25 protein-coding genes are annotated in these 24,091 nt (G+C 65.4%); 11 read left to right on the top strand and 14 right to left on the bottom strand.

Translation table 11 applies throughout. The features are described 5' to 3' along the window. Positions 1–169: 169 nt before the first annotated feature. The 4 genes from X268_RS04810 to X268_RS04795 form a co-directional block, all read right to left on the bottom strand. Positions 170–964: an adenylate/guanylate cyclase domain-containing protein gene (locus X268_RS04810; protein ID WP_128923861.1), complete on the bottom strand. Its 795-nt coding sequence runs from the start codon at positions 962–964 to the stop codon at positions 170–172. A gap of 131 nt (positions 965–1,095) precedes the next feature. Beyond that, positions 1,096–1,944, bottom strand: coding sequence for a DMT family transporter (locus tag X268_RS04805; RefSeq protein WP_128923860.1), 849 nt, complete (start codon positions 1,942–1,944; stop codon positions 1,096–1,098). Between the two features lie 55 nt (positions 1,945–1,999). Next, entirely contained in the window at positions 2,000–2,674 is a 675-nt protein-coding gene (locus tag X268_RS04800) for an SDR family NAD(P)-dependent oxidoreductase (protein WP_128923859.1), read from the bottom strand. Positions 2,675–2,701: 27 nt separating this feature from the next. Further along, positions 2,702–3,175, bottom strand: a complete 474-nt coding sequence (locus tag X268_RS04795; RefSeq protein ID WP_128923858.1) for a peroxiredoxin family protein — start codon at positions 3,173–3,175, stop codon at positions 2,702–2,704. Positions 3,176–3,251: 76 nt separating this feature from the next. Here X268_RS04795 and X268_RS04790 point away from each other — a divergent pair, with 76 nt between their 5' ends. Then, the gene (locus X268_RS04790; RefSeq protein WP_128923857.1) at positions 3,252–3,899 is read left to right on the top strand and encodes a TetR/AcrR family transcriptional regulator; all 648 of its coding nucleotides are present in this window, start codon (positions 3,252–3,254) and stop codon (positions 3,897–3,899) included. 28 nt (positions 3,900–3,927) lie between these two features. Here X268_RS04790 and X268_RS04785 read toward each other — a convergent pair whose 3' ends face one another. From X268_RS04785 to X268_RS04765, 5 genes are all read right to left on the bottom strand, one after another. Next, the gene (locus X268_RS04785) at positions 3,928–5,118 is read right to left on the bottom strand and encodes an adenylate/guanylate cyclase domain-containing protein (RefSeq protein ID WP_128923856.1); all 1,191 of its coding nucleotides are present in this window, start codon (positions 5,116–5,118) and stop codon (positions 3,928–3,930) included. Positions 5,119–5,227: 109 nt separating this feature from the next. After that, the gene (locus X268_RS04780; protein WP_128923855.1) at positions 5,228–5,812 is read right to left on the bottom strand and encodes a HutD/Ves family protein; all 585 of its coding nucleotides are present in this window, start codon (positions 5,810–5,812) and stop codon (positions 5,228–5,230) included. Next, positions 5,787–6,743: an alpha/beta fold hydrolase gene (locus X268_RS04775; RefSeq protein ID WP_128923854.1), complete on the bottom strand. Its 957-nt coding sequence runs from the start codon at positions 6,741–6,743 to the stop codon at positions 5,787–5,789. The genes X268_RS04780 and X268_RS04775 overlap by 26 nt, the downstream gene beginning before the upstream one ends. Beyond that, positions 6,740–7,309 carry a DUF2087 domain-containing protein gene (locus X268_RS04770; RefSeq protein WP_128929147.1) on the bottom strand — a complete coding sequence of 190 codons (570 nt, stop codon included), beginning with the start codon at positions 7,307–7,309 and terminating at the stop codon, positions 6,740–6,742. Before X268_RS04770 ends, X268_RS04775 begins: the two co-directional genes overlap by 4 nt. Before the next feature lie 242 nt (positions 7,310–7,551). Continuing rightward, positions 7,552–9,648 carry an adenylate/guanylate cyclase domain-containing protein gene (locus X268_RS04765; protein ID WP_128923853.1) on the bottom strand — a complete coding sequence of 699 codons (2,097 nt, stop codon included), beginning with the start codon at positions 9,646–9,648 and terminating at the stop codon, positions 7,552–7,554. 309 nt (positions 9,649–9,957) lie between these two features. On the opposite strand from X268_RS04765, the gene X268_RS04760 reads away from it, so the two are divergent. The 4 genes from X268_RS04760 to X268_RS04745 are packed head-to-tail and all read left to right on the top strand — an operon-like array spanning position 9,958 to position 12,502. Continuing rightward, entirely contained in the window at positions 9,958–10,263 is a 306-nt protein-coding gene (locus X268_RS04760) for a BufA1 family periplasmic bufferin-type metallophore (RefSeq protein ID WP_128918654.1), read from the top strand. Between the two features lie 43 nt (positions 10,264–10,306). Then, a complete protein-coding gene (gene bufB, locus X268_RS04755; RefSeq protein WP_128923852.1) occupies positions 10,307–11,224 on the top strand; it encodes an MNIO family bufferin maturase in 918 nt (305 codons plus the stop codon). Next, positions 11,214–11,996: an HvfC/BufC N-terminal domain-containing protein gene (locus X268_RS04750; protein ID WP_128923851.1), complete on the top strand. Its 783-nt coding sequence runs from the start codon at positions 11,214–11,216 to the stop codon at positions 11,994–11,996. Before bufB ends, X268_RS04750 begins: the two co-directional genes overlap by 11 nt. Then, a complete protein-coding gene (locus X268_RS04745; protein WP_128923850.1) occupies positions 11,993–12,502 on the top strand; it encodes a DoxX family protein in 510 nt (169 codons plus the stop codon). Before X268_RS04750 ends, X268_RS04745 begins: the two co-directional genes overlap by 4 nt. A gap of 4 nt (positions 12,503–12,506) precedes the next feature. Here the strand turns inward: X268_RS04745 and X268_RS04740 are convergent, their stop codons facing one another. The 3 genes from X268_RS04740 to X268_RS04730 are packed head-to-tail and all read right to left on the bottom strand — an operon-like array spanning position 12,507 to position 14,591. Further along, the gene (locus X268_RS04740; RefSeq protein ID WP_128923849.1) at positions 12,507–13,352 is read right to left on the bottom strand and encodes an SDR family NAD(P)-dependent oxidoreductase; all 846 of its coding nucleotides are present in this window, start codon (positions 13,350–13,352) and stop codon (positions 12,507–12,509) included. Between the two features lie 11 nt (positions 13,353–13,363). Next, positions 13,364–13,915 carry a carboxymuconolactone decarboxylase family protein gene (locus X268_RS04735; RefSeq protein ID WP_164937533.1) on the bottom strand — a complete coding sequence of 184 codons (552 nt, stop codon included), beginning with the start codon at positions 13,913–13,915 and terminating at the stop codon, positions 13,364–13,366. Beyond that, positions 13,893–14,591, bottom strand: coding sequence for a TetR/AcrR family transcriptional regulator (locus tag X268_RS04730; protein ID WP_128923847.1), 699 nt, complete (start codon positions 14,589–14,591; stop codon positions 13,893–13,895). The genes X268_RS04735 and X268_RS04730 overlap by 23 nt, the downstream gene beginning before the upstream one ends. A 165-nt stretch (positions 14,592–14,756) precedes the next feature. On the opposite strand from X268_RS04730, the gene X268_RS04725 reads away from it, so the two are divergent. From X268_RS04725 to X268_RS04705, 5 genes are all read left to right on the top strand, one after another. Continuing rightward, a complete protein-coding gene (locus tag X268_RS04725) occupies positions 14,757–15,968 on the top strand; it encodes an ABC transporter substrate-binding protein (RefSeq protein ID WP_128923846.1) in 1,212 nt (403 codons plus the stop codon). A gap of 3 nt (positions 15,969–15,971) precedes the next feature. After that, the gene (locus tag X268_RS04720) at positions 15,972–16,865 is read left to right on the top strand and encodes an MBL fold metallo-hydrolase (RefSeq protein WP_128923845.1); all 894 of its coding nucleotides are present in this window, start codon (positions 15,972–15,974) and stop codon (positions 16,863–16,865) included. Positions 16,866–16,876: 11 nt separating this feature from the next. After that, on the top strand, positions 16,877–17,845 hold the full coding sequence (locus X268_RS04715) for a Bug family tripartite tricarboxylate transporter substrate binding protein (protein ID WP_164937532.1): 969 nt from the start codon (positions 16,877–16,879) through the stop codon (positions 17,843–17,845). 113 nt (positions 17,846–17,958) lie between these two features. Beyond that, on the top strand, positions 17,959–18,495 hold the full coding sequence (locus X268_RS04710) for a VOC family protein (protein ID WP_128923844.1): 537 nt from the start codon (positions 17,959–17,961) through the stop codon (positions 18,493–18,495). 139 nt (positions 18,496–18,634) lie between these two features. Next, positions 18,635–19,447: a class I SAM-dependent methyltransferase gene (locus X268_RS04705; protein ID WP_128923843.1), complete on the top strand. Its 813-nt coding sequence runs from the start codon at positions 18,635–18,637 to the stop codon at positions 19,445–19,447. Positions 19,448–19,481: 34 nt separating this feature from the next. Here the strand turns inward: X268_RS04705 and X268_RS04700 are convergent, their stop codons facing one another. Both X268_RS04700 and X268_RS04695 read right to left on the bottom strand, forming a co-directional pair. Beyond that, on the bottom strand, positions 19,482–21,038 hold the full coding sequence (locus X268_RS04700; RefSeq protein ID WP_128923842.1) for a L,D-transpeptidase: 1,557 nt from the start codon (positions 21,036–21,038) through the stop codon (positions 19,482–19,484). Between the two features lie 240 nt (positions 21,039–21,278). Beyond that, entirely contained in the window at positions 21,279–22,715 is a 1,437-nt protein-coding gene (locus X268_RS04695; RefSeq protein WP_128923841.1) for a lipopolysaccharide biosynthesis protein, read from the bottom strand. Positions 22,716–23,023: 308 nt separating this feature from the next. Here X268_RS04695 and X268_RS04690 point away from each other — a divergent pair, with 308 nt between their 5' ends. Then, positions 23,024–24,091 (top strand): endo-1,4-beta-xylanase, encoded by a 1,068-nt coding sequence (locus X268_RS04690; RefSeq protein ID WP_128923840.1) that lies wholly within the window; start codon positions 23,024–23,026, stop codon positions 24,089–24,091.

Raw genomic sequence — 24,091 nt, 5'->3', positions numbered from 1 at the left:
CTCAGAGGTTAGGACAAAGAGGCGAAGGACCCGTAAAGGCGCTTGGTGTCTCCGGCCTTAACGGCGCTGCTGCGAATGCGAAGAAGCCAGTCTTGTCAACGAGTTCGCCGCGACGCCGGCTGCCGTCTCAAGAGCGATCAGGTTCCATCGCCCCTGTTCCACAATCCAATCAACCCTCAACCCGGTACAGCCGCCATCGCTCCGGCACGCCCTTGAGCTGATGCATGCCGTGATCCCTGAAGCGGATCTCGGACCGCGTCACCAGGTCCCTGACCGCGCTCGAGACCAGGACTTCGCCGGCGCGCGCCTTGGCCGCGACCCGCGTGCCGATGTGGAACGCGAGACCAACCATCTCGCCTCCGCTCACACTATACTCGCCCGCATGCAGCCCGACCCTGATGTCGAGCCCCAGCGTGCGCACGGCTTTTTGGATCGCGGTCGCGCAACGGATGCCGGAAGCCGGCGCCTTGAATGTCGCGAGCACGCCGTCTCCCGTGGTCACCACTTCCTTGCCGCGGGAACTCTTCAGCTCCTTGCGTACGGCGGCGTAGTAATGGCCCATGATCTTGGTCCAGCGCGCGTCGCCGAGCTTGGCGGCCTTTTCGGTGGAGCGGACGATATCGACGATCAGGATGGTCGCGAGAGCTTGCTTAAGTCCGGCGTCGACGACCGCGGCTCGACGCCGCAGCACGATCGGTCCGGTCATCGGCTCGTAACGATGGCTGCGCCGCCGCGCAATCGCGGCCTTGGTGTAGTCCTGGGCGCGCTGCATCGTGCCGCAACGAACCGTCTTCTCCTGCGGCAACCGCGACCAGTAGACTTTGCGCCCATCGCCGGCGCCCTGGACCTCTACCGCGCCCCACTTCAGGAAAACCGCCGAGCCCACGCGCCTGACACACCACGCCTTCGACGTGTATCCCGATACGTTGGACTGATGGACCCCGATGCGGAGGAATTTTGGCATGTACGTGCGGCCAATCGAAGGACCATGGGCGAAGGCAGCGCAAAGGGTAGTTGCACATTTTCGCGTTGGCAACAGAGGAACCGCGGTGTCCTCGCTGAGCAATGGCTCGCCGCCGATGCGAATCTCTTCGATCATCCCTGTCGGGTCGTCGCAATCGTCAGACGGATTCCGGTCGCGGTCAGAGCCACTCCCGTGACGAGAGAGGCATTGATCGGCTCATTCAGCGCCCACGCGGAAATCAGCAGCCCGACGCTGGGCGTCGCCAGCAGCGCCATCGACATGGTGCTTGCAGCGAAGCGACGCCCCGCCTCGACCACGGCCCAGTAGGCGAACGCGGTTGCGACCGGCGCCACGTAGACAAGCGTGGCCGCGCCAAGCGGCGATACTGCTGGCGTCGCTCCCTCGACAGCGATCGCGGTGGGAAGCAGCAGCACTGCCGCGATCAGCATCTGCCAGGGTGCCAAGCTCAACGCCGAAGAAGAGAAGCGATGTCCTCGTACGGTCACAATGGTGACGGCCCAGGCCGTGGCGGCTCCCATCAGCATGGCGTAGGCCAGAGTCTGGCTGCCGATGACGGCAAAGGACGGTGAGGCGATCACGGCAGTTCCTGCACATCCGATCAACACGCCCGCCGCCATCTTCGGGCCCAGATCTTCGCCAAGCCGCCAGGCCGCAAGCGGCGCCACCACGATGGGCGTGGAAAAGGCCAGCACAGACGCGCGCCCCGGCGGCAGGATCGTCAGGGCGAGACCGGTCAGCGCCGAATACGCCGCCATCTGAAGCGCACCCGAAATAACGACCACGGGGATATCAGCGGGCGACGGCAGCGCAAGCCCACCCCGCGCAATCAGGACTCCGAACAGGATGAGCGCCGCGATCGCATAGCGGAGGCAGCCATACCAGATCGGCGGGATCTGGCCGACACCAATCTTGATGACCGGCCAACTCACAGCCCAGATCATCACCAGCGACAGCAACAACAGCCAGTCGCGCGGCCTCGGATTGGCGGCTGGGGCGGATGCGGCGGGTGGCGCGCTAGAATTTTTCACGTGATGGCCGCAGGTCGAGCTCGTGGGTCCAGGCGCTACGGACCTGCCGGTGCAACTGATAATAGCTCTCCGCGATCGCCGCCGGCTGAAGCAGCGCCTCCGAGGGATCGTGCTCCTGCGCGATCATGCCGTCGAGGATGACGTGCGCGACGTGAATGTTCTTCGGACCCAGCTCGCGAGCCATCGACTGTGCCAGCGCTCGCAGGGCGAATTTCGGAGAGGCAAAGGCGGCAAATCCGCCGCCGCCCCGCATCGATCCGGTGGCACCCGAGAAAATGATCGTCCCGCCTCCGCTGTCCAGCATGGATGCTGCAGCGGCTCGGCCGACCAAGAATCCGGCAAAGCAACCCGTGCGCCAGGCCTGCTCGAATAGCACCGGGGAGATGTCGAGGATTCCTCCCCGATCCCAGATGCCGACATTGAAGACGACCAGGGATGGTTGTCCAAGTTCGTTCCCGATACGGGCAAACACGTCATTGACCTGCTCCGCGATCGTTGCATCGCAGGAGTAACGGCGAACCAGATCGCGGTGGGGCTCACCTGCGCCGCCGCTGCGCGAGATCGCAGCGACGTGCATGCCCTCGTGCGCAAAGCGCGCAACGAGCGCATTGCCCAATCCGGGACCCGCGCCAACAACGACCGCAACCTCATGTGAGCTCACGTCCGAACCTCCAGATTTCAGTTGGTCTCACTTGGATTTGACGTAACGAACGAATCCGATCACGTCCTCGGCGACGAGCCGTCCAATCGCGCCGCTGGAATAGACCGCCGTGATCACCCTTCCGCCTGGGTCGAGAACGAAGCCGGTGGATTGCAGATAGCGTGGGCTGTCGTTGACGTAGGCGCCAGTCATTGCTGCGATGCGGTCCGCATCGACGCGATAGCCGACCGGGAAATTCAGCCGGTGCTTTTCCACCAGCGCGCTTGCATCGATCCTGTCGTCGACGGACATGGCGACAACCCTGACGCCGAGCTCATCGAGCTTCTCCTTCGCTCGGGCAAAGGCCGCAAGCTGCGCGTTGCAATACGGGCACCAGGACCCGCGATACATCAAGACCACGCCGTAATGACCGGCCAGGTGGGGCGCGACGGAGACAGTGCCGTCGGCGACCGTTTCGATCGTTATGGCCGGAAAGGCATCACCATTGTCGAGACGAGACATTCTTGTCCTCTTCAAGAACTGGACTATTTAGTCCAATTACTTGCCTGCCTACTTCCTGTCAAGTACGGTGAATGCCATGAACAAAAACGTGACTGCATTGCCCAAAGCTGCGTTGTCTAATACTGCGTTGCCGAAGACGGCACGTGGTGCGGCAACACGCGCACGCATCGTCGATGCCGCAACGCAGCTCGTGCGCGCGCGGGGCGCCGCGAACACGACGATCGATGCAGTGATCGAGGCCAGCAAAGCGAGCAAATCGCAGGTCTACCACTATTTCGCCGACAAGGACGAGCTCGTGCTGGCGGTGATCCAGCGACAGGCCGAGTGCGTGCTCGGAACGCACGAGGGGCTGTTGCGAAAGCTCAATTCCCTCGCCGGACTTCGCCGATGGCGCGATGCCGTGGTCGAGCTGACGGACCAGACCAATTGCGCAGGCGGCTGCCCGCTGGGCTCGCTGGCTGCCGAACTCTCCGAGACGCCGCGCACGCGCGCGGCGCTGGCGGAGAGCTTTGCGCGCTGGGCAAGCTATTTCGAAGCGGCATTCGCAAGAATGCAGTCACGGGCGGCGAGAGCGCCTGCCAGCGATTTGAAGGAGCTTTCAGAAGCGATGCTCGCCAGCTTGCAAGGAGGTCTGTTGCTCGCACAAACCTTGCGTTCGACACGGCCGCTGGAGCTGGCCCTGGACATGGCGATCGATCACGTCGCGGCGCGACTTGGGCTTTAGCTTCATCGGTGCGTCAGGCGCTGCCGCTTTAGCCGTGATAGGCAAATAGCTCGATCGGGTCGCTGAAGCCACGCACCTCGTGCTTGCCGACATGCTCCAGCTCGAACTTCGGCTGCACCAGCTCCGCGAAGTCGCGTGACAGCAGCACTGTTCGTCCCAGCTGCTTGGTGAGAGCTTCAAGGCGCGAGGCCATGTTGACGGCGGGACCGATCACGGTGAAGTCGAGCCGGCTGGCCGATCCGATGTTGCCGTACATGACGTCGCCGACATGGACACCGATGCCGTAGTTGAGGGGCGCACGACCCGTGCCACTGTTGCGCTGGTTCAGGGCGGCCATGGCCTGCCGGGCCTCCGTCACGGCATGGAGCAGCTTTGCGCAAGCGTCCGGTTGGCTGAGCGGGAAGATGGCGAGCAGGCCGTCGCCGATGAACTTCAGGATTTCACCGCCGTGCCGCGCGATCGGCTCCGACATCGCGTCGAAATAGTCGTTGAGCAGGTCGATGACGTCGTCGCGCGGCCAATTGTCGGAAATCTTCGTGAAATCCCGCAAGTCGCAGATCATGATCGCGGCGCGCACGGTCGTGCCGCTGCCGCGCCTGGTGGCGCCGGCCAGGATCATCTCGCCGGCGTGCGAGCCGACATAGGTTTCCAGCAGCGTGCGCGCCAGCCGGTTCTTGACCCGGATCTCGCTGACCAGGGCCAGCACCGGCATCAGCTTCTTCAGGCTGGCGACATGCGCATCCTTGAAACCGCCGGGCCGATCGGTCGCGAAAGTGACGATGTGCCGTTTGCCGAGCGTATGATAGAGCGGCCAGGCGACGTAGTCGGTGAGGCCCCTGGTCCGCAGCTCGTCATAGAGCGCGTGCTTGCGGCCGAGGGATGGGTCCTGGTAGAGCCGCTCGCGCACCTCGACGGCGCCGTCATTGATCTCGCTGGCGGAGCTGCCGATATATTCGGACCGCTCGCGAACGTCGTAGTCGACCAGCGCAATCTCCGCCTCGCGCATGCCGTCGGACCACATCATGCGGGCCCCCAGCCACTGCGGATGATTGATCAGGATGTGAAGCGTCGCGCGCTTGACCGGAACGCCGGCCTGCTGCAGGCGGATGCACATCTGCGCGAAGATGTTGTCGATGAAGCGCTCGTCGCGCGTGCCGTTGGTCAGCCAATCGACGACGCCGTCGGCTAGTGTGGGGGCATTGTTCTCTGGTGCGTTCATATCCTGCCCCTCAAGCTGTGGTCTGCATCAGGGCAGATATCGTGCCCCGGCTCCGCCGCGTCAACCTGGCCAGTTGCCCGGATTGTACGCATCGCACTGTCGTCGCCGCCTAGCCGAGGAGCCGGATCGAGCCCAGCACCACCGGGCCGGACACGAGCACGAGCTGCGAGGGCTCGGTCAATTCGACCTTCAGCGTGCCTTTCGCAGGAATGGCAAAATCCTCATCGCCGAGCCTAACGCGGCCATCGCCGCGCGGTGCGTAAACCAGGTGCGTGCCGGCGGCGAGCCACCTGTCGCCGGGCTCCCGAAGCGCGAGGAGATCGATCTCCGCGGCATCGCGCCGCGCCATCAAGTTGACGCCCTCCACGGGCCCCGCCTCGAGCTCAGTCACGATCTCGAGCTCGCCGGTGAAGCGCACCGTCGTAAAAGGTTCACGTTCGTCGAACTCCTGCGTGGGCGACTTCAACACCAATCCCCGCCCACCGACGACCATCTGCAGGCGATCGATGCCGGGCATGTAGGAGAACGGGCCAGGCGCCACGATCGGCGTAGAGGCGAAGCGCCACAGCAGGCTGTTCCAATCCTTCGACGGCGCATCGGCCCGATGAGCGTCGGCGATATCGGTGAAGATGCCGCCGCCGTTCTTCCACGGCGAGCGGGTATAGTCTTCAGATTTGAGCAATGTTGCCTTCATTACGATCCTCGATGCGATGCGGGTGCAGCGGAGCGCGTTCGCGCGCGTTCAAGAACGGCGCGGCCTGCTCGCGCACCACGTCCAGATGCGTGAACAGCGAGACGTGGCCGCCGTCGGCAAGCGCCAGCAGCTTCGCCTGCGGAATGGCCCGGCAGACGTTCTCGGCGTGCGAGAACGGCACGACATTGTCGGCGCGGCCGTGCACGACGAGCGTCGGCGCCGAGATCGATCCCGCCGGCAATTGTTCCAGCGCGGCAAACTGCGCGATGTCGTTGACGGTCCCGGGAAGGCGGGCGGACAGATGCTCGAACGCGCTCGATTGCAGTGCGCGCAAGAGCGGACCGGCCGCCGGATGGCGCAATGTTCGTTCGCGCATGGCATCATCGGGAATGGCGCGGCGCGCACCGGCTTGCGGATTCCGTTCGGCCTGCCACTTCAGGACGCGAGGCAGACCGGGAAGGCGCGCAAGGTGGCGCATCATGCGAAGGCGCGCGGCGATCTCGGGTGGCGTTTGCAGCCGTCCCGTGCAGGCCGATACCAGCACGAGCGAGCGGCAGCGCGAGGGGTGCCGAGCGGCAAATTGCAGCGCCGAGGGACCACCGGCGGACACCGCGACAACCGCCACGCTCGCAATCCCGAGCGCGTCGAGCAGCGCCGCATGGACATCAGCCTGTTCGTCGGGCGATGCGCCAACCGCGAGACGCGAGCCGAGATAGCCCGGGCGGGACACGGCCACCCCCCGCTTGTCTCCGAGCGTCGTGGCGAGGGCGCGCGCCAGCAGCCATGACTGGTCGTAGCCACCCATGCCGCCATGGATGGCCAGGATGGTGGGCCCCTCGCCGGCGATTGCGCATTGGACTGCCCCGCGGGAGGTCTGCACCGAGACCGGAGCGGGGCCGGCGAGCGGCAATGCGTCCAGATTTGCAGTCATGCCGCAGCTTCCGGTCGTTCGGCTGCGCTGGCCTTGAGCTGTCGCAGAAGCGCGGCCGCCTCCGTCGGCGGCTGCCGCTCGATCCTGCGATACTCTCTCCCATCAGCCGTGCGGGAGACCAGGCCGTGATCGCACAGCGCGCGGCGGAGCAAGGCATCGTCGGCGAAAGCGTGCTGACTGTTCAACAGCGCCTTGACCTGCGCCTCGGCGAGACTGCGTCGCGGCGGGAAGCCGGCCCACAACACCCAGAGGCTGAGCTGCTGCAAATTGTGGCGGGGCGGCCAACGAAGCAGCCTGCCATACACGTCGAAATGACGCGCCGCGCGTTGCACGCGCTTCAGATCAACCGCATCTTTTCGTGGCGCCGGCATGCCGAGAGCATCCACGGACTTGCCGACCGCACCAGCGCGGAAATGCTGATAGTTTTTGTGTCCCGCCGCACGCGCAAGAATATTGAGCAGTTCGACGTGGCTCGGTGGCGACGTCCGCTCCAGAAGCTGGGCGCGCACGGATTTCGCGAGCGCGGAGATGTCGCCCGCAACAAAGGCAATGGGAGTTCTGGCCATGACCAATCCTCGATGTGCCGATCCGGATAGGATTGTCGGAGGTCACCGGCTTACGACGCGGCACGAGGTTTGGTGTCGGTTCGATTGAGCCTTGCAGGTTTAGCTTCCCTCGCGGGACGGTGACGCCTGGGTGAACTGCAGACCCACGCAATCCTTACTATAGACGCCCGGCGGGCTCAAGGGCCTGATGTGCGACGCGGCTGTCGTGATGGGAGCCCAACGCGTCCCGGCCTCCGCCGCCACTATTTCGTCGCCAGGGCCGCCACGGGTCGCCAGGCGACGTCGGGCGCGGCTGCGGCGAGCTGCCGGCAGCGGTCGCGCATCAGCTCGGCGGGACGATCGTGGCCGCACCAATTCAACACGGCCTCGAAATCGGCCAGCGCATCGGCGAACCGCCGCGCGCGATAGCGGGCAAGACCGCGCGCGTAGTCCGCGATCCAGCCCATCGCCTCGCCGCCGACGGCGTCTCCGTCCGCCATCCCGATCAGTTCGTGGACGGAAAGCCCTTCTTCCCGTCCGTAGACCGCGATGCTGTCGATCTCGCGCGTGATGACGGCGCCGCGCGCCAGGCGCTCGGTCGTCTCGCCGATCAGGATCTGCGTGCCGTAGGATTTGTTGGCGCCTTCGAGCCGGCTGGCGACGTTCACGGCATCGCCGATCACGGTGTAGTTCAGCCGCAGCTCCGAGCCGATATTGCCGACCAGCATGCGGCCCGAATTGATGCCGATCCGGATCTGAAGCGGCTGGCCGAGATCGTCGACCAGGCCGGACTCTTCCACGGCCCTGCGACAGGCGAGTGCGGCGCGGCAGCAGCGCGCGGCATGATCGTCCTGCGGCTGCGGCGCGCCCCAGAATGCCATCACGGCGTCGCCGATGAACTTGTCGATGGTGCCGCCATTGGCGACGATGATCTCCGAGGTGACGTCGAGGTAGCGCGAGAGCAGCGGCACCACGCGATCTCCGAGCCGCTCGGACAGTCCGGTGAAGCCGGCAATGTCGATGAACATTACGCTGAGCTCCTGGACATTGCCGCCGGGCCTTGCCTCGACGCCCTGACGCAGCAGGCCGCGCACGAGATCGGCCGGGATGAACTTGCGGAATGCGGACAAGCCGGCCGCCATCTCGGCGATCGCACCGGACAGGCTCGCGATCTCCTTGAGCCGCGACGGATGGCGGCGGACCTGCTCCAGCGCGAAGGCTTCGACATGACGAAGCTCGCCGACGACGCGCGACAGCGGCGCAGCGATGACCGACCGCGCCAGCATCGCCGAGGCCAGCGCGGCGAGCACGGCGCCAATGGCAAGTCCGAGGATCAAGCGCCGCAGCGTCGTCTCCACCGGCCCGAGAAACTCGGCCTCGGGAATCACGGTCGCGAGCGACCAGCCCGGAAACGGCAGCGGCGTCAGCGCCACCTCATAGGCCGCACCGCCAGACGTCAGCCGGCTTCGCCAGGCCTCCTTGCGGCCGGCCTCGTCCGCCTTGTCGAGTGCTGCGCGCGCCAGCGGCAGCAGCGTCGTGTCGCCGCGCGCCGGATGGAGCTCGTCGGCATCGCTGTCCGGCGCCGCCACGAGCTCGCCGCTGCCATCGACGATGAAAGCGGTGCCGGTGCGCCCGACCTCGAGCTGCGAGAGGAAGCGCGCGAGCCTCGTGTATTCGATGATGACGGCCAAGACGCCTTGCCGTTCCTGGTAGACGTCGATCGGCCCCGCAAAGGCGATCGACGGCCGCTCGCCGGTCGCGTGGTCCATCACCCTGAACCATTGCGGCTCGTCCGCGGGCAGCCCGGCCTTGAACCAGGCCTGGTCGGCGACGCGGAACGAGGTCGGCTCGAAGCGGCGATTGGCGAATTCGATGTCGCCGGGCACTACGTCATATTCATCGACGCGGCGCTGGCCTGGATGATCCGTCAGCGAAATCTCCATCATCTCGAGGCGACGGTCGCCGAGCTTGTGCGCGGCGAAGAAGGAGCCGTCGGGCCAGCCGAAGGCGACCCAGGAGATGGTCGCCTGCGACTGCAGTTGCGAGAGAAAGACGAACTCGCGCTTGTCGGCCTCGCGGGTGTCGAGCACATTCTGGAGGAACAGCGTGCGGATCGCGGTATGCGCGGCGCGCGCTTCGTCGACGATAGCCGAGACCTCCTTGCGCACTGCCGCCACGATCTGCTCGTTAATGGTCGAGGCGAGCTGCCGGCTGGGCGCCTCCGCGGTGCGCCACCAGAGCAGGCTGGAGAGCGCAGCCGTCAGCAGGATCGCCGCCAGGACCAGCGCGGACACCGCGAGGCGGATGCTGACCGTCATCCTTGCAATCGCATGAAGCCGTCGTTCGGGAGCAACCTTCATCGCTGTCTTCGCCTGCCGGTCCCCCGAGCCACTGTCATGCTCTACGTTGCCGGCGCTTCCCCGTTACGTCTGGCAGGAAAAGGATACCTGCCGCCAATGCCCGGTCGCTACCGTCTCGATAGACCTTAGGCATTGGCCTTGAGCCGACGCTTGCCCGCTAATGTCGGCTCAAGCGCACCGGCCGTGCGCTCGATCCAATCGGTCTCACGGAATCGTGAGCAGCCTTCTGTAACGCGGGCTGCGCGCGCAGCGAAGGAGACCATGCGCCGTCGTCTGTCAGGCGACGCCATCTCGAACAGGAGAATTTCGATGTCTGCCAAACATGCCGTTACCTCGCTCGTCCTCGCCGGCGCCGTATCGACCGCGCTGGCGACTCTCGCCGCCGCCGGCCCGCTGACCAAGGCCGAGGCCGAGGCTGCTGTCGCCGCCAAGAAGGAGAAGTGCTTCGGCGTCGCGCTGAAGGGCCAGAACGATTGCGCAGCGGGACCGGGCACGACCTGCCAGGGCACCTCGACCGTCGACTTCCAGGGCAACGCCTGGAAATTCGTGCAGGGCGGCACCTGCACCAGCATCGAGCTGCCGGGCGGCAAGAAGGGCTCGCTCAAGCCGGTCTGACGGCCGGCGCGAGGTCGCCCGCAAGCCCGAACGGAGCAGCACGATGACCACGGTGATGAAACCGATCCGACCAGCAGCCATGCCGCTTCGTTTCGCAACTCCCATCGGCGGCGTCGCCGGGACGAGCTTCAAGCCCGAGCATCTCCCTGCCATCATCGAAGCCGGATCTCGGCGTGGCTTCTTCGAGGTCCACGCCGAGAACTACATGGGCGACGGAGGTCCGCCGCATCGCGCGCTGGAGGCCATCCGCCGCGACCATCCGCTCTCGCTGCATGGCGTCTGCATGTCGATCGGCGGCCCCCGGCCGCTCGACAAGACGCATCTGGCGCGCTTTCGCGGCCTGGTCGCGCGCTATCAGCCCGCGCTGGTCTCCGAGCATCTCGCCTGGTCGACCCATGAGACCAGCTTCTTCAACGATCTGTTGCCGCTGCCCTATACCGAAGCGACGCTGGCTTATGTCTGCGACCACATCGACCAGGTGCAGGAAGCGATCCGCCGTCCGCTGCTCCTGGAAAACCCCTCGACCTACGTCGCCTTCCGCGAGTCCTCGATGCGCGAGACCGAGTTCATCCGTGCCGTTGCCGAGCGCACCGGCTGCGGGCTGCTGCTCGACGTCAACAATGTGTTCGTCTCCGCCACCAATCACGGTTTTTCGGCGCTGGATTATCTCGCGGATTTCCCGTTGTCGCGTGTCGGGGAGATTCACCTTGCCGGCCATGCCGAGCAGGCCGACGACGAAGGCGACCTGCTGCTGATCGACAGCCATGACGGTCCGGTCGCGGATGCCGTCTGGAAGCTCTATGAGATCGTCATCGGGCGCCGCGGCGCGGTGCCGACGCTGATCGAATGGGACAGCAACATTCCGGACTGGCCGGTGCTGCAAGCGGAAGCCGCTGCAGCACAGGCGATCCTCGACCGTCATCAGTCCACAGCAATGGCGGGAGGGCGCCATGCGGCCTGAGCCCGGCCTGTCCTTCGCCGCGTCGTTCGCGCCGGCGCTGCTGGATCCGGCGTGCGAAACGCCTGCGGTCGTGACCGGCCCGAACGGCAAGGCCGCCGGCCGGCGCTACGACGTCTACCGCAACAACGTCACGGTCAGCCTGATCGACGCGCTGGCTGCGGTCTATCCGGCGGTGCAGCGCATCACCGGCACTGAGTTCTTCCGCGCCATGGCGCGCTTCCATGTGCGCAGCAATCCGCCGACCTCGCCGCTGCTGTTCGAGTATGGCCGCGATTTTCCGGAGTTCATCGAAGCCTATGAGCATGCGCGAGATATGCCCTGGCTCGCCGACGTCGCGCGCGTCGAACGGGCCTGGCTCGATGCCTATCACGCCGCCGACGCGGTGCCGCTGTCGCCGGCCCGACTCGCGGCGGTGACACCCGATCGTCTGGCCGATCTGGTGCTCGTTCCACACCCGGCCGCGCGATGCCTGCGCTCGCCTTACGCGGCCGTGACGATCTTTGCCGCCAACCGCGACACTGCGTCGGTGCCGCGCATCGATGCTTCCACGCGCGAGGATGCCCTGATTACACGGCCCGAGCTCGACGTCACCGTGCACCGCCTTCGGCCCGGCGGAGCGGTGTTCGCAAGAAGCCTGATCTCGGGGCGGCCGCTCGGCGAGGCCGCGGCGGCAGCGCTCGAGGCTGCGCCCGACTTCGACATTGCCGCGAACATCGCCGGGTTGATCGAAGCCGGCGCCTTCATCTCGCTCGCCAGCGGAGACCCATCATGATCACGGACCAACACATGACCAACGACAGCAGCCTGCCGTCGCCTTGGCTGCTCGTCGACAGGGCCAACCGCCTGATCCAGACGCTTGCCACGCCTTCGCTCGTCCAGCTCGTGCTCCGCCTCGCGCTGGCGGTGCCGTTCTGGCGCTCGGGCCTGCTCAAATGGGGCGGCTTCCTCAGGCTCAACGACACCGCCGTGACACTGTTCAGCGACGAGTTCATGCTGCATCTGCCGGGCGGGCCCTATCACTTTCCAGCGCCGACGGTGATGGCGTTCCTGTCGGGTTCCGGCGAGATCATGTTTCCGATCCTGCTGGTGCTCGGACTGGGCACCCGGCTGGCTGCGCTCGGGCTGCTCTTCATGACTGTCATCGTCGAGCTCACGGTGCCCGACGGCTGGCCGATCCATCTCACCTGGGCGGCGATGGCGCTCGGCATCATGGCAGGCGGTCCCGGCAACATCTCGCTCGATCATCTGCTCTGTCGCGTGCGATCGCCCGCGCGATAGCGTCTTACATTCCGCTGAGACCGCTATCGACCGCGAGCGTCTGCGCGGTGACGTAGACGCTTTCATCCGACAGGAAGAACAGCACAGCATAAGCAATCTCCCACGCCGTGGCCTGGCGGCCGAACGGGACATGGCCCTTGCCGCGGTTGGGACGGCCGGCGCCGGCTTCGCGGCCATTCGGCGTGTCGACGAGGCCGGGATAGACGAGATTGGCGCGGATGCCGCGGCGCGCGCCGAGATGGGCGATGTTGCGCATCAAGCCGCCGAGCGCGGCTTTCGAGGAATCGTACACCGCCATCTGCGATCCCGCCTTCAGCGCCGCGATCGAGGAGATGAAGACGATGGCGCCGCCATTGTCGAACTTCGGCAGAGCGGCCCGGCAGCACAGCATGGGACCGCGGACATTGACGTCGTAGATCCTGTTCCATTCCTCGGTACTGACGTTATCAAGTCCAGTCTTGCCGAACGTGCCAATGTTCAGCACCATGCCGTCGAGGCCACCCATGGCGCGGTGCGCTTCGTCGACCATGCGCGTCACGTCGGCCTCGGAGGTGACGTCGGCGGCAATCGCGAAAGCCTCGCCGCCTTCGTCGACGATGCGCTTTATCGTCTGTTCAGCGGAGCTTCGGTTGAGATCGGCGACCGCGACCCTCGCACCCTCGCGGGCGCACAGAATGCTCATGGCCCGACCATTGCCGATCGGATCGGTCGCTGCGTCGAACACGCGCTGGCCGCCGCCGACGATGAGGATACGGCGCCCCTTCAGCCGCCCCCTGCCCGGCGCTTCGCCCAACGACTCCGCGCTCGGCGGACGGACATAGCGTTCCGGCTTGCTTTCGATCTCCGACATCTCCGGCCGCCTCACTTCCTGCCGCCGTCATAGACCGTCATGCCGGCGGCGGGATCGAGATCGGTCTCGGTCGCTTCCGTCAGGCGCGCCATCATCATGTAGAAACCGAGCGCGACGATGGCCTCAACGATCTCCTGGTCGCTGAAATGGCGACGCATGGCAGCAAAGGTCGCCTCGCTCACACGGACGTTCTCGACCACCTCGCGGCCGAACTTCAGCAGCGCGCGCTCGGCTGCGCTTAAGCCGGCCGCGTCGTAGTCGGAGCGCTCGACGGCATCGACCTGCGACTGCGTGCAGCCGACGCCGAGTGCGATCGGCACGTGCTGGCGCCATTCATAGGCGCCGCCCTCCAGTTGCGCGGCCTGGAGGATCAGAAGCTCGCGGTTGACCGCGCTGAGCTTCTGCTTGTGCAGGATCGAATTGCCGAGCCGCATCGCCGGGATCATGTTGGCCTCGGCATGGGCCATCATGCGGAAGATGTTGAGCTTGACCGGCATGCGGTCGAACGAGGCGCGGATGTCGCCGCTCGTCGTCTCCGGATCAATCAGGGGCAGCCTTGCCACGGTTCTCTCCCTTGGGCTTTCGTTTCTTGTTGTCGGTATCGTTGCCTGCCGCGATCAGCGACAGGAAGAAGGCGAGATAGCGTTCGATCGCCTCGATCACCTTCGGCCGCGGCGACGGCGTCGCACCCATGACGTAATGCTCGAGCCGGATATAGATGAGCCCTGCCGCGAACAGCCGCGCCGTCTCGCGCGGATCCCGCGTCGACACCAGGCCGGCGAGCGCAAAGCCGCGGAAATAGTCCGTCATCAGGCTCTGCTCGCGCGCGTAGAAATGGTCGGCGAACTTGGCGCGGATGCCGGGCACGCGGTTGCGCTCGGCCGTGATGACCTTCTGGAACTGATGCTCGCGCGGATCGGACCATTGCTCGACGAGGTCGAGCGCGAACTGGCGGCAGAACGCGGCGGGCTGGCGCGCGAGCTGCTTGTAGCGCGGCTCCTCCAGCCGGCTCGCCGAGCTCGCCGGGCCGTGCTCGGCAACGATCGCCTCCAGGATCGCAGCCTTGCCGGGAAAGTGGTTGTAAAGGCTGCTCTCGCGGATGCCGACGCGGCGCGCGAGCTCGCGCATCGAGGCGCCGCCATAGCCGCTCTGCGCAAACAGGTCGAGCGCCTCGGCGAGGATGCGCTCGCGCGTTGTGGGCGCAGCCGCTTCCGCCGCGCTTGTGGTGTGGAGAGCCATGACGACTTGACTAACGAACGATCGTTCGCTAGTCAACCGTACGAACGATCGTTCGTTTGTCACTCTGGCGGCGATGGTCGCGGCCCGCAAGCCTGCTTCGGGCGCTGTTCTCGCGTTTCAACTCCGCTCGATCGAGAGGCGGAGAGCAATTTTGGGAGACGACCCATGGCGCGCTTCGCCCGCCCTCGCCTCGCTGCGGCCTGCATCCTGTTGCCGTTGCTCGCGGCCGGCGCCGCCCCTGCCCAGACGGCGAAATACGACCCCGGTGCCAACGACAAGACCATCAAGATCGGCACCACCGCGCCGCTGAGCGGCCCGGTGTCGGCGTTCGCGCAGATCGCAAGATCGGCGGAGGCGTATTTCCGCAAGGTGAATGACGAAGGCGGGGTCAACGGCCGCCGCATCCAGATGGTCATCGCGGATGACGCCTACAGTCCGCCGAAGACGGTGGAGCAAACGCGAAAACTGGTCGAGAGTGATGAGGTGCTGCTGATCTTCGGCGGCGTCGGTACCCCGACCAACAGCGCCGTGCACAAATATCTCAACGACCGCAAGGTGCCGCAGCTCTTCCTCGGCTCGGGCGCGGCGAAGTGGGACGATCCGAAGAACTTTCCATGGACCGTCGGCTGGCAGCCGACCTATCGCGACGAAGCAATCGCCTACGCCAGATACATCAAGGCGAGCCACGCCAATGCGAAGATCGGCGTGCTCTACCAGAACGACGATCTCGGCAAGGACTATCTGAAGGCCCTGGAGGAAGGGCTCGGCAGCGGTGAAGCGATCGTCGCCCGCGCGGCCTACGAGACCTCGGCGCCAACCGTCGACACGCAGATCCTGCAATTGAAGACCGCCGGCGCCGACATCGTGCTGGCGGCTGCTACGCCGAAATTTGCGGCGCAGGCGATCAGGAAGATCGGCGAGATCGGCTGGAAGCCGGTGACCATCATCTCCAACGTCTCGGCCTCGATCAGCGGCGTGCTGGAGCCGGCCGGCAAGGACAATTCCACCGGGGTCATCTCCAGCCAATATCTGAAGGACGCCACCGATCCAGCGCTGAAGGACGACGCCGGGTACAAGGAATGGCTGGCCTTCATGGACAAATACCTGCCGGACGCCAACAAGAGCGACTGGCTCAACGTCTACGGCTACACCATCGCGCAGACGCTGGTGACGGTGCTGAAGGCCTCCGGTAACGATCTCACCCGCGCCAATGTGATGAAGCAGGCGACGACCATGAAGGACGTACGCCTGCCGATGCTGATCAACGGCACGGCGGTGAACAATTCGCCCGAGCATTACACGCCGATGACGAGCCTTCAGCTGATCCGTTTCGACGGCACGCGCTGGGTGCCGTTCGGCGATCTCCTGAAGAACTAAAGCATGCGGCAGGTCAGAATCGGCAGCATGCGGGTCGATCTCGTCAGCGAGATCCCCGCGCTCGCCTTCGACAAGACCTGGCTGTTCGCCAACGTCACCGACGAGGTGATCGCGCAGAACCGCAGCTGGCTCGACCATCGCTATATCGAGCCGGAGACCGGCCGCTTCATCCTCAGCCACCACTCCTATCTCGTCCGCACGCCGCGCTGGACCGCGATCGTCGACACCTGCTGCGGCAATCACAAGCACCGGCCGCGCGTGCCGGCATGGAACAAGCTCGACCAGCCTTACCTGGAGAACCTGCAGGCGCTGGGTGTTACGCCCGAGCAGGTCGACTTCGTGATGTGCACGCATCTGCATGTCGACCACGTCGGCTGGAACACGCGTCTGCTCGACGGAAGCTGGGTGCCGACCTTCCCCAATGCGCGCTATCTGATGGGGCGCGATGAGTACCGGCATTTCGAGGCGGCGCACGACGCAGGGCCGAGGAGCCCAGTGAACCACGGCTCGTTCGAGGATTCCGTGCTGCCGGTCGTTGCCGCCGGCCTCGCCGAATTCGTCGAGACCGATCACCGCCTGTTCAGCGATCTCGACGCGGCCGTGCGCTTCGCGCCGGCGCCGGGCCACACCGCCGGCAACATGCAGATCCATCTCCAGGGTGGTCACGATCACGCGGTGATGTCGGGCGACGTCATCCACCATCCGATCCAATGCGCCGCGCCGTGGCTTTCGAACGCCGCCGACGTCGATCCGGCCGCGGCGGTCGCGACCCGCATGGCGCTGCTGGAGGAACTCGCGGATACGCCGAGCTATCTGCTCACCGGCCATTTTCCGGCGCCGACCGCGGGCCGTGTGGTTCGACACGGCGATGCTTACCGATTTCGTTTCGAAGATTAGGGAATGCCAACATGATGCTGCGCACCGTCACGCTTTCGTTTCTCGCATTGATGTCGGCGACGCTGGCGTCGCACGCCGAGGATCCCTCCGCCTATCCCACGCGCAAGATCAGAATGCTGCTGCCCTACGCCGCCGGTGGCGGCGGCGATGTGGTCGGCCGGCTGCTCGCAGACAAGATGGGCAAGACGCTCGGCCAGAGCATCTACATCGAAAACCACACGGGAGCGGCCGGCACGCTCGGCACGCAGATGGTCGCGGCGTCGCCGAATGACGGCTACACCATCACCGTCGGCGGCATGACCACGCATGTGCTGGCGCCCGCGATCTATCCAAAGCTTCCCTACGATTCGATCAAGGATTTCACGACGATCGGCCGCGTCGGCGTCTCCTCGATCATCCTGGTGGCGACCAAGAACTTTGCCGCCAATGATATCAAGGAGCTGATCGCACTCGCGAAGAAGGGCCAGCCGATCCAGTACGGCAGCTGGGGCATCGGCTCGACCGGGCAATTCTGCGCGGAGATCCTGATGCAGCAGACCGGCATCAAGATGGAGCACGTGCCGTTCAACGGCATCGCCAAGCTTGCCGGCGATCTGCTCGGCGGCCACATCTCGCTGGCCACGCTCGACGTCGCCACCGCAACGCCGCTGGTGAAGGACGGCTCGATCAAGGCGCTGGCGGCCTGCGGCGAGCGTTCGCCAAGCCTGCCTGATGTCGCCAGCTACAAGGAGCAGGGCGTGCCGTTCGACCGCAGCCTGTCCTGGGCGATGTATGCGCCGGCGGGCGTCGTCGAGCCGATCGCGAGGAAACTCTCAGCAGCCCTGAAGGAGGCGCTCGGCGATGACGTGGTAAAGCAGAAGCTGCTCGGCCTTGGCATCACCCCGCAATTCGTCCCCGGCGACGAGCAGCGCGACATCAATGCCCGCGACATCGCGGCCTGGAAACAGGTTGCCAAGGACGCCGGGATCGAGGTGAAGTGAGCGCGAACGCGGCGGGCAGCTCGCGCGTGGCCATCCTTCGGGACGCCCGCCTGTGGCGGGCCCTCAGGATGAGGTCCGGACGGCATGAATAGTTTGAGAGGAGGAGCGAGGGCATGAGCCGCATCTTCGGCGCGGTGCGCCAGAACGGATATGTGGTGCGGGACATCCACGCCGCGATGAAGCACTGGATCGAGGTGATGGGCGTTGGTCCCTGGTATTACATGGACCGCGTCAAGACCGACTGGTTCCGCCATCGCGGCCGGGAGTCCGCCGTCGAGATGAGCATTGCGCTGGCCAATTCGGGCGATCTCCAGATCGAGCTGATCCAGCAGCGCAACGACGCGCCTTCGCTCTACAAGGAGTTCCTGGACGCCGGCCACGAAGGCCTCCAGCACATGTCCTATTGGAGCCACGACTACCAGGCACTCTACGACAAGGCGATCGGACTCGGCTACAGGATCGGCCATGAGGGCCAGATCGGCGGCGACAGGGGACGCTTTGCCTATTTCGACACGCAGGCGCATCCGGGCACGGTGATCGAGATCTCCGACATCAGCGGCACCAAGGGGCCGTTCTTCGAGAAGGTCCGACAGGCGGCGATGAACTGGGACGGAACGCGGCCGATCCGCGAGGTCGGCGGCCGATCGTAGGACCGATCGCCGGCTTGCCCGACCTCGCTCGGATCGAGCGAAACGATGCAGGAACGGCTTCATCCAAGTTGTTTCTGGCGCGGCAGCGGCCAAACCATGCTAGTTTGAGCCTCGTGTCCGAACCTTCAGCGAGGCTCCCATGCCCGATACTGACAAGGTCTTCGCCGGCTCGATTCCGAAAATCTACGACGAGTATCTCGTCCCGCTGATCTTCTCCGTCTATGCGGAGGACATCGCAAAACGCGTCGCCGCACGCTCTCCCTCCGTGCTGCTCGAGATCGCCGCCGGCACCGGCGCAGTGACGCGCGCCGTGGCCGCGGCGCTGCCGCGCGGCATCCGTTACGTCGCGACCGATCTCAACGAGCCCATGCTCGCGGTCGCCGCGCAGCGTCAGGCGGATGACGACCGCATCATTTGGCGGCAGGCCGACGCAATGGCCCTGCCCTTCGGCGACGCCGAGTTCGACGTGGTCTGCTGCCAGTTCGGCGCAATGTTCTTTCCCGATCGTGTCAAGGCTTACGGCGAGGTCAAGCGCGTCCTGAAGGGCGACGGCACGTTCGTGTTCAACGTCTGGGATCGCATCGAGGACAATGTGCTCACGCACGAAGCGACAATCGCGCTGGGCAAATTGTTTCCCGACGACCCGCCACGTTTCATGATCCGCACGCCGCACGGCTATTATGACAAGGCCGTCATCAGAACCGATCTCGAACGTGCAGGCTTCCGCGATATCTCGATCCAGACGCGAGCTGAAATCAGCCGCGCGCCGTCGCCCGAATACGTCGCGCTCGCCCTCTGCCAGGGCACACCGCTGCGCAGCGAGATCGAGGCAAGGGACGCCAGCAAGCTGCAGGCTGCGACTGACGTCGTCGCCGAGGCGATCCGGACACGGCATGGCGCCGGACCGGTGGAAGGCAAGATTCAGGCTGTGGTGATCGAAGCGCGCCCATAGCTGCAGGGCGCGCGGCCGAGGCCTGCCCTGCGTCCTACCACCAGCTTCGCTGCATCGGCTGCGTCGACTGATAATATTGGTACTGGCCACGCGGCCGGCGCGGATTGACCGGCTGGACATAGGGATCGCGCTGGTAAAAGAAGCCGAAGCCGTTGCCGCCATTGTCCCAGCCGTCATCGCTCGCGATCATGGCAGGCGCGGTCGGCTTGCGCGTGATGAAGCCGCCTTGCGGCTCGTTGCTCAGCACCGCGACGAACTCGGTCCGGTAGTTGGTCTCGCTGCTCAGCGGCTCCTCCGAGATGATGATCGAGGAACGCGGCAACGCGGTCGGCCCGATGCGGTCCCAGACATCCTGCGGGATGGTGATGCGATCGAGCGCGTTCCTGGCTTCGTCGCCGTTGTCGATCGTGACCACACTCCAGCGCAGGCCCGTGTCGGACTTCGCCATCGCCGTGAAGATATGCGTGCCGAGCGGCTGGTCGGGATTGCGGATCGTGACGGGGACCTCGATGCTGGTGTCGAACACCTCGCCGCCGCCGTCGGGCGCCGGCTTGTGCGTATTCCGCCGCACGTAGAGCTTCTGCGTCGCGCGGCTGATGTAAACCGAGACCGGCTCGCCCGCGAGCTTTGCGTCGGTCGCCGCCTTGACGGCCTCGGTCTTTCTGGCCGCTGCGGCCTTTGCGGCGTCCTTGGTCGCAGCCATGGCATCGCGCTTCGGCTGCGCGGCGGCCTTGGCGGCATCGAGCTGCGTCGCCGCATCGGCGGCCTTGGCTGCTGCCTTCTGCTTCAACTCCTCGGCCTTGGCGCGAGCCTGATCGTTCCTGGCGTTCGCGAGCGTCTTGTCGGCGAAGGCGAGCTCGGCATCTGCGCGCGCCTTCTGCTGTTCCAGCTTGCGCAGCGCGGCAGGGAGCGAGGCGGCCTCCTTTGCGGCGGCGGAAGCAGCCTTCTTGGCCTCGTCCGCAACCCTTGTCGCCTCGTCGGCTTCGGCGGAGAGCGTGCCGGCCCGGCTTGGCACGGCCGCAATGGCCTCCGGCTTCGGCACGAACAGCGAAGGGTGAGAGAAGTCGGTCGGGGCTGCGTCATTCGGCGAGATGATCACCCGCATCCCGATGTTGGTCTTGTCGAACAGGTTCTCGGCAAAGCCGAAGGGCATGCGCACGCAGCCGTGCGAGGCGGCATAGCCCGGCAGCGGTCCGCCATGCAGCGCGATACCGTTCCAGGTGATGCGCTGCATGTTCGGCATCCAGGCATCGTCATACATGGTCGAGCGATGGTCCTTGTCCTTCTCGATGATGGCGAAGACGCCGGCCGGCGTCTCGCGTCCCGTGGTGCCGGTCGACACCGGCGCGCGCAGGATCCAGCCGTCGGCATCGTAGAAAGTGACCTGCTGGCTCTTGATCGAGACGATCGCCATGATCGGCTCACCGGCCTGCCGCTGCGCCACAGCCTCGGTCACCTGGCGCGCCTGCTTGGCCGCGCTCGCCGGCGCGACCGCCGCGACGACGGCCATTGCCGCCAATATCACAATTCCGGAAGGCCCCCGACGCCGCATCGCCTTGGTGGGTTGCGCCATCGTCAGTCGGTTTTTCATGCCATCCTCGGTCGAAATGCCGGCCCGCTCGTGCCGATCATGTATCAGATTGCTACCATTGGATTAAGAATTCGCAGCCGCCTTACGTTCCGTCTGTGGCGATATTCGGCACGCCGGACGCAAAATCCCTCATATACGAGGGTCCGGGCCGGCGGAAGGTCGGTTGCAGCCGGGGCTGGTCCGAAGCTGGTGGCATTCAGTGCGGCAGAATGTCCGCCTCTACCGGCGAGGATACGCCCGTCAGACGCCCAGCGCCTTGCGGTTGAAGCTTCGCAGGAAGCGTAACGACAGCGTCCGGACATTTGCGACGTTGAGGAGCCAGGCCGTGGCGGAATAAGCGAGGCCGCCGGCGAAACTGACGATGATGAGCGTGACAAAGCCGGTGCCGCTGACCTGCGAGCGCGCCGCAAGGATGGCCGCCGCCATCGCCGCGGCCGAAACCGCGACCCCAGCAAGCCGGTTGAAGTCGAACGGGACCGGCTGGGCGCGATGCATCAGGACGACGGCAACGAGGAAGCCGACCGCCTCGGTCGCGAGCGTCGCCAGCGCCGCTCCATAGATGCCGTAGCCGGCGACCAGCACGACCATCAGGACCACGCTGACCACGAGCGTGAGAAAGGATTGCGCCGCCAGCATGAAGGGGCGCTCGGCGAGCTGAAAGCTGATCTGCACGTAGAACTGATTGGCGATTCCGAAGAAGCGGGCGAGCACCAGGGTCGGCAGCAGCGCCGACACGCCGGCGCGGAAGTCGGCGCCGACCAGCGTGCCGGCGACCTGATCCGCGGCGAGCGGGAGCCAGACTGCGACGGGTGTGACGACGACGAGCAGGAGCTCGAGGCTCTCGGTCAGCCGCTCCCGCGTCGTCTCCTTGTTGTTTTCGGACAACGACCGGAACACCAGCGGCACGGTGGCCGCGGCAACACTGGATGCGATCATGACCATGAACTGGCGTGGCAGATCGGCGGCAACGCCGAAAATGCCGGCGGCGTCCTTGCCGAGCTGATAAGCGACAATGAGCCGGTCGCAGGCCGAATAGACCGCAACGGAGAGGCCCGCCAGCGTCAGCGGCAGGCCGTAGCGCGCCAGCTGCATGAACTGGCTGCGCTGAAAGCGTGCGATCCTGGTGCGGTCGCCGACGAGATTGAGAATGATTCCGGTGAGCGAGCCCAGTCCGAACGCGGCCAGCAGTCCCAATCCGCCCCAGCCGAGCCAGATGGCGAGCAGACCGAAGCCGACGCTCGACACGCTGCGCACGATCGAGATCGCGGCAAACCTGTACGGGCGCAATTTCGCGCGCTCGAATTCCTGACCGACATCGACGGCATTGGCCATGATGGCGACGAACATGCTGGCAAGCAGCAGCTCGACACTGACGTCGTTGCGGACCAGGAAGACCAGCGGGGTCGTGGCGCAGAGCACCGCAGCGGTAAGCGCGAAAGCCACCATCGCCGTGCCGCGAAAATCCACCTCTGCCGACATCGCCTGATAGCGGGACACCGACAGCTTGATCCAGGCGAAGAAGATCGCGCCCAGGATGCCGGCGAGGCTGATGCCGACGACATAGACGCCGTACTCTGCCGGCGTTAGCAGCCGCGTATAGGCTGTGACAGCGAAGAAGCCCACCGCCGCGGGCAGGATGTAGGCGACCAGATAAATCGAGAAATGGCGGTTCAGCATGCGAGTTCGGGACCGGCGGCGGTCTTGCGAGTATGACGGCCGTTGATCAATGGGATCTTGGCTGGACAAAGGCACTGCGCCGCAGCATCGCGCAAGAGTGTCACATAAGTCTGCAGATCGGGCGGAGAATGCAGCTTTGCAGCCGCTTTCGCGCGTTAGCGTTAAATTTGCCCTTCCGCGACCAGCAATGCGCGACGATGGAAGGAAACCACGACCTGCAGACGGCAGAGGTTAACCCAACAGGGCGAAACCCCGGCGTCGCTGGGCGCTGCTTGGTACGATGGTGCGTTGGTGCGAAAAGGACTGCCGTGACCAGGCTCGACAGACGCGAATTTCTTCTTGGCGGCGCCGCCGCCCTCGCGGTGGGCGCATCGGCGTCGGCGGTACCGGCATCGAAGCTCGCGCAACGCCGTCCAGGCTTCGGCGCGGCCGCCACGCTCTGGGACCTGCAAGCCGATCCCAGGCTCGGTGAAGCCATCAGCACATATTGCACGCAGGTGGTGCCGGTGCTCGAGCTGAAATGGCCGATGCTGCGACCGAACGCGCACACGTTCAACTTCGAGCGCGCCGACGCGATCCTGGATTTTGCACGGGAGAACGACCTGACGATGCGCGGCCACGCGCTCGCCTGGTATCACGACATTCCGGACTGGACCAAGCAGATCAAGGCGACCCGCGGCGTCGAGCGCGCCTATGTCGATCACATTGGCACCGTCGTCTCCTATTACAAGGACAAGCTGACCTCGTGGGACGTCGTCAACGAGCCGATCCCGGACAACTCCCGCAGTCCGAAGGACCGGCGCGACACGTTCTGGACGCAGCATCTGGGTCAAGGGTGGATTCCGCTGGCCTTCCGCACGGCGGCTGCGGCCGATCCCTTCGTCAAACTCGCGATCAATGAATATGACATCGAGTCGGCCAAGGACTCGTTCATTGCCAAGCGCGCAGCCTACCGCAACCTGATCATGGATCTGCTCGACCAGGGCGTTCCTCTGCACGCCGTCGGCCTGCAATCGCATCTGCATGCCGAGCTCGAGATCGACACGCATGGGCTCGCCGAATTCGTCACCGAGCTGCGCTCCTGGGGCCTGGAGGTGCTCGTCACCGAGCTCGACGTCGACGATCAAAAGCTGGCTGGAACCCCGGCGCAGCGCGACGCCATCGTCGCCAAACGCGTCGACGATCTCTTGACGGCGATCTCAACCAGCGGCCCGGTGCGCTCGATCCTGACCTGGGGCCTCTCGGATCGCTACAGCTGGATCAACGGCACCTTCGCCCGCGCCGACAAGCAGCCGACCCGTCCGCTGCCGCTCGACGGCGAGTTCAAGCCGAAGCCGTTCATGGACGTGATCAGCAAATTTACGAGAGATGCCTGA

The sequence above is a fragment of the Bradyrhizobium guangxiense genome (assembly GCF_004114915.1).
Classification (GTDB): domain Bacteria; phylum Pseudomonadota; class Alphaproteobacteria; order Rhizobiales; family Xanthobacteraceae; genus Bradyrhizobium; species Bradyrhizobium guangxiense.
Note: the sequence above shows the minus strand (reverse complement) of the source record. Positions and strands in the feature narration are given on the sequence as shown.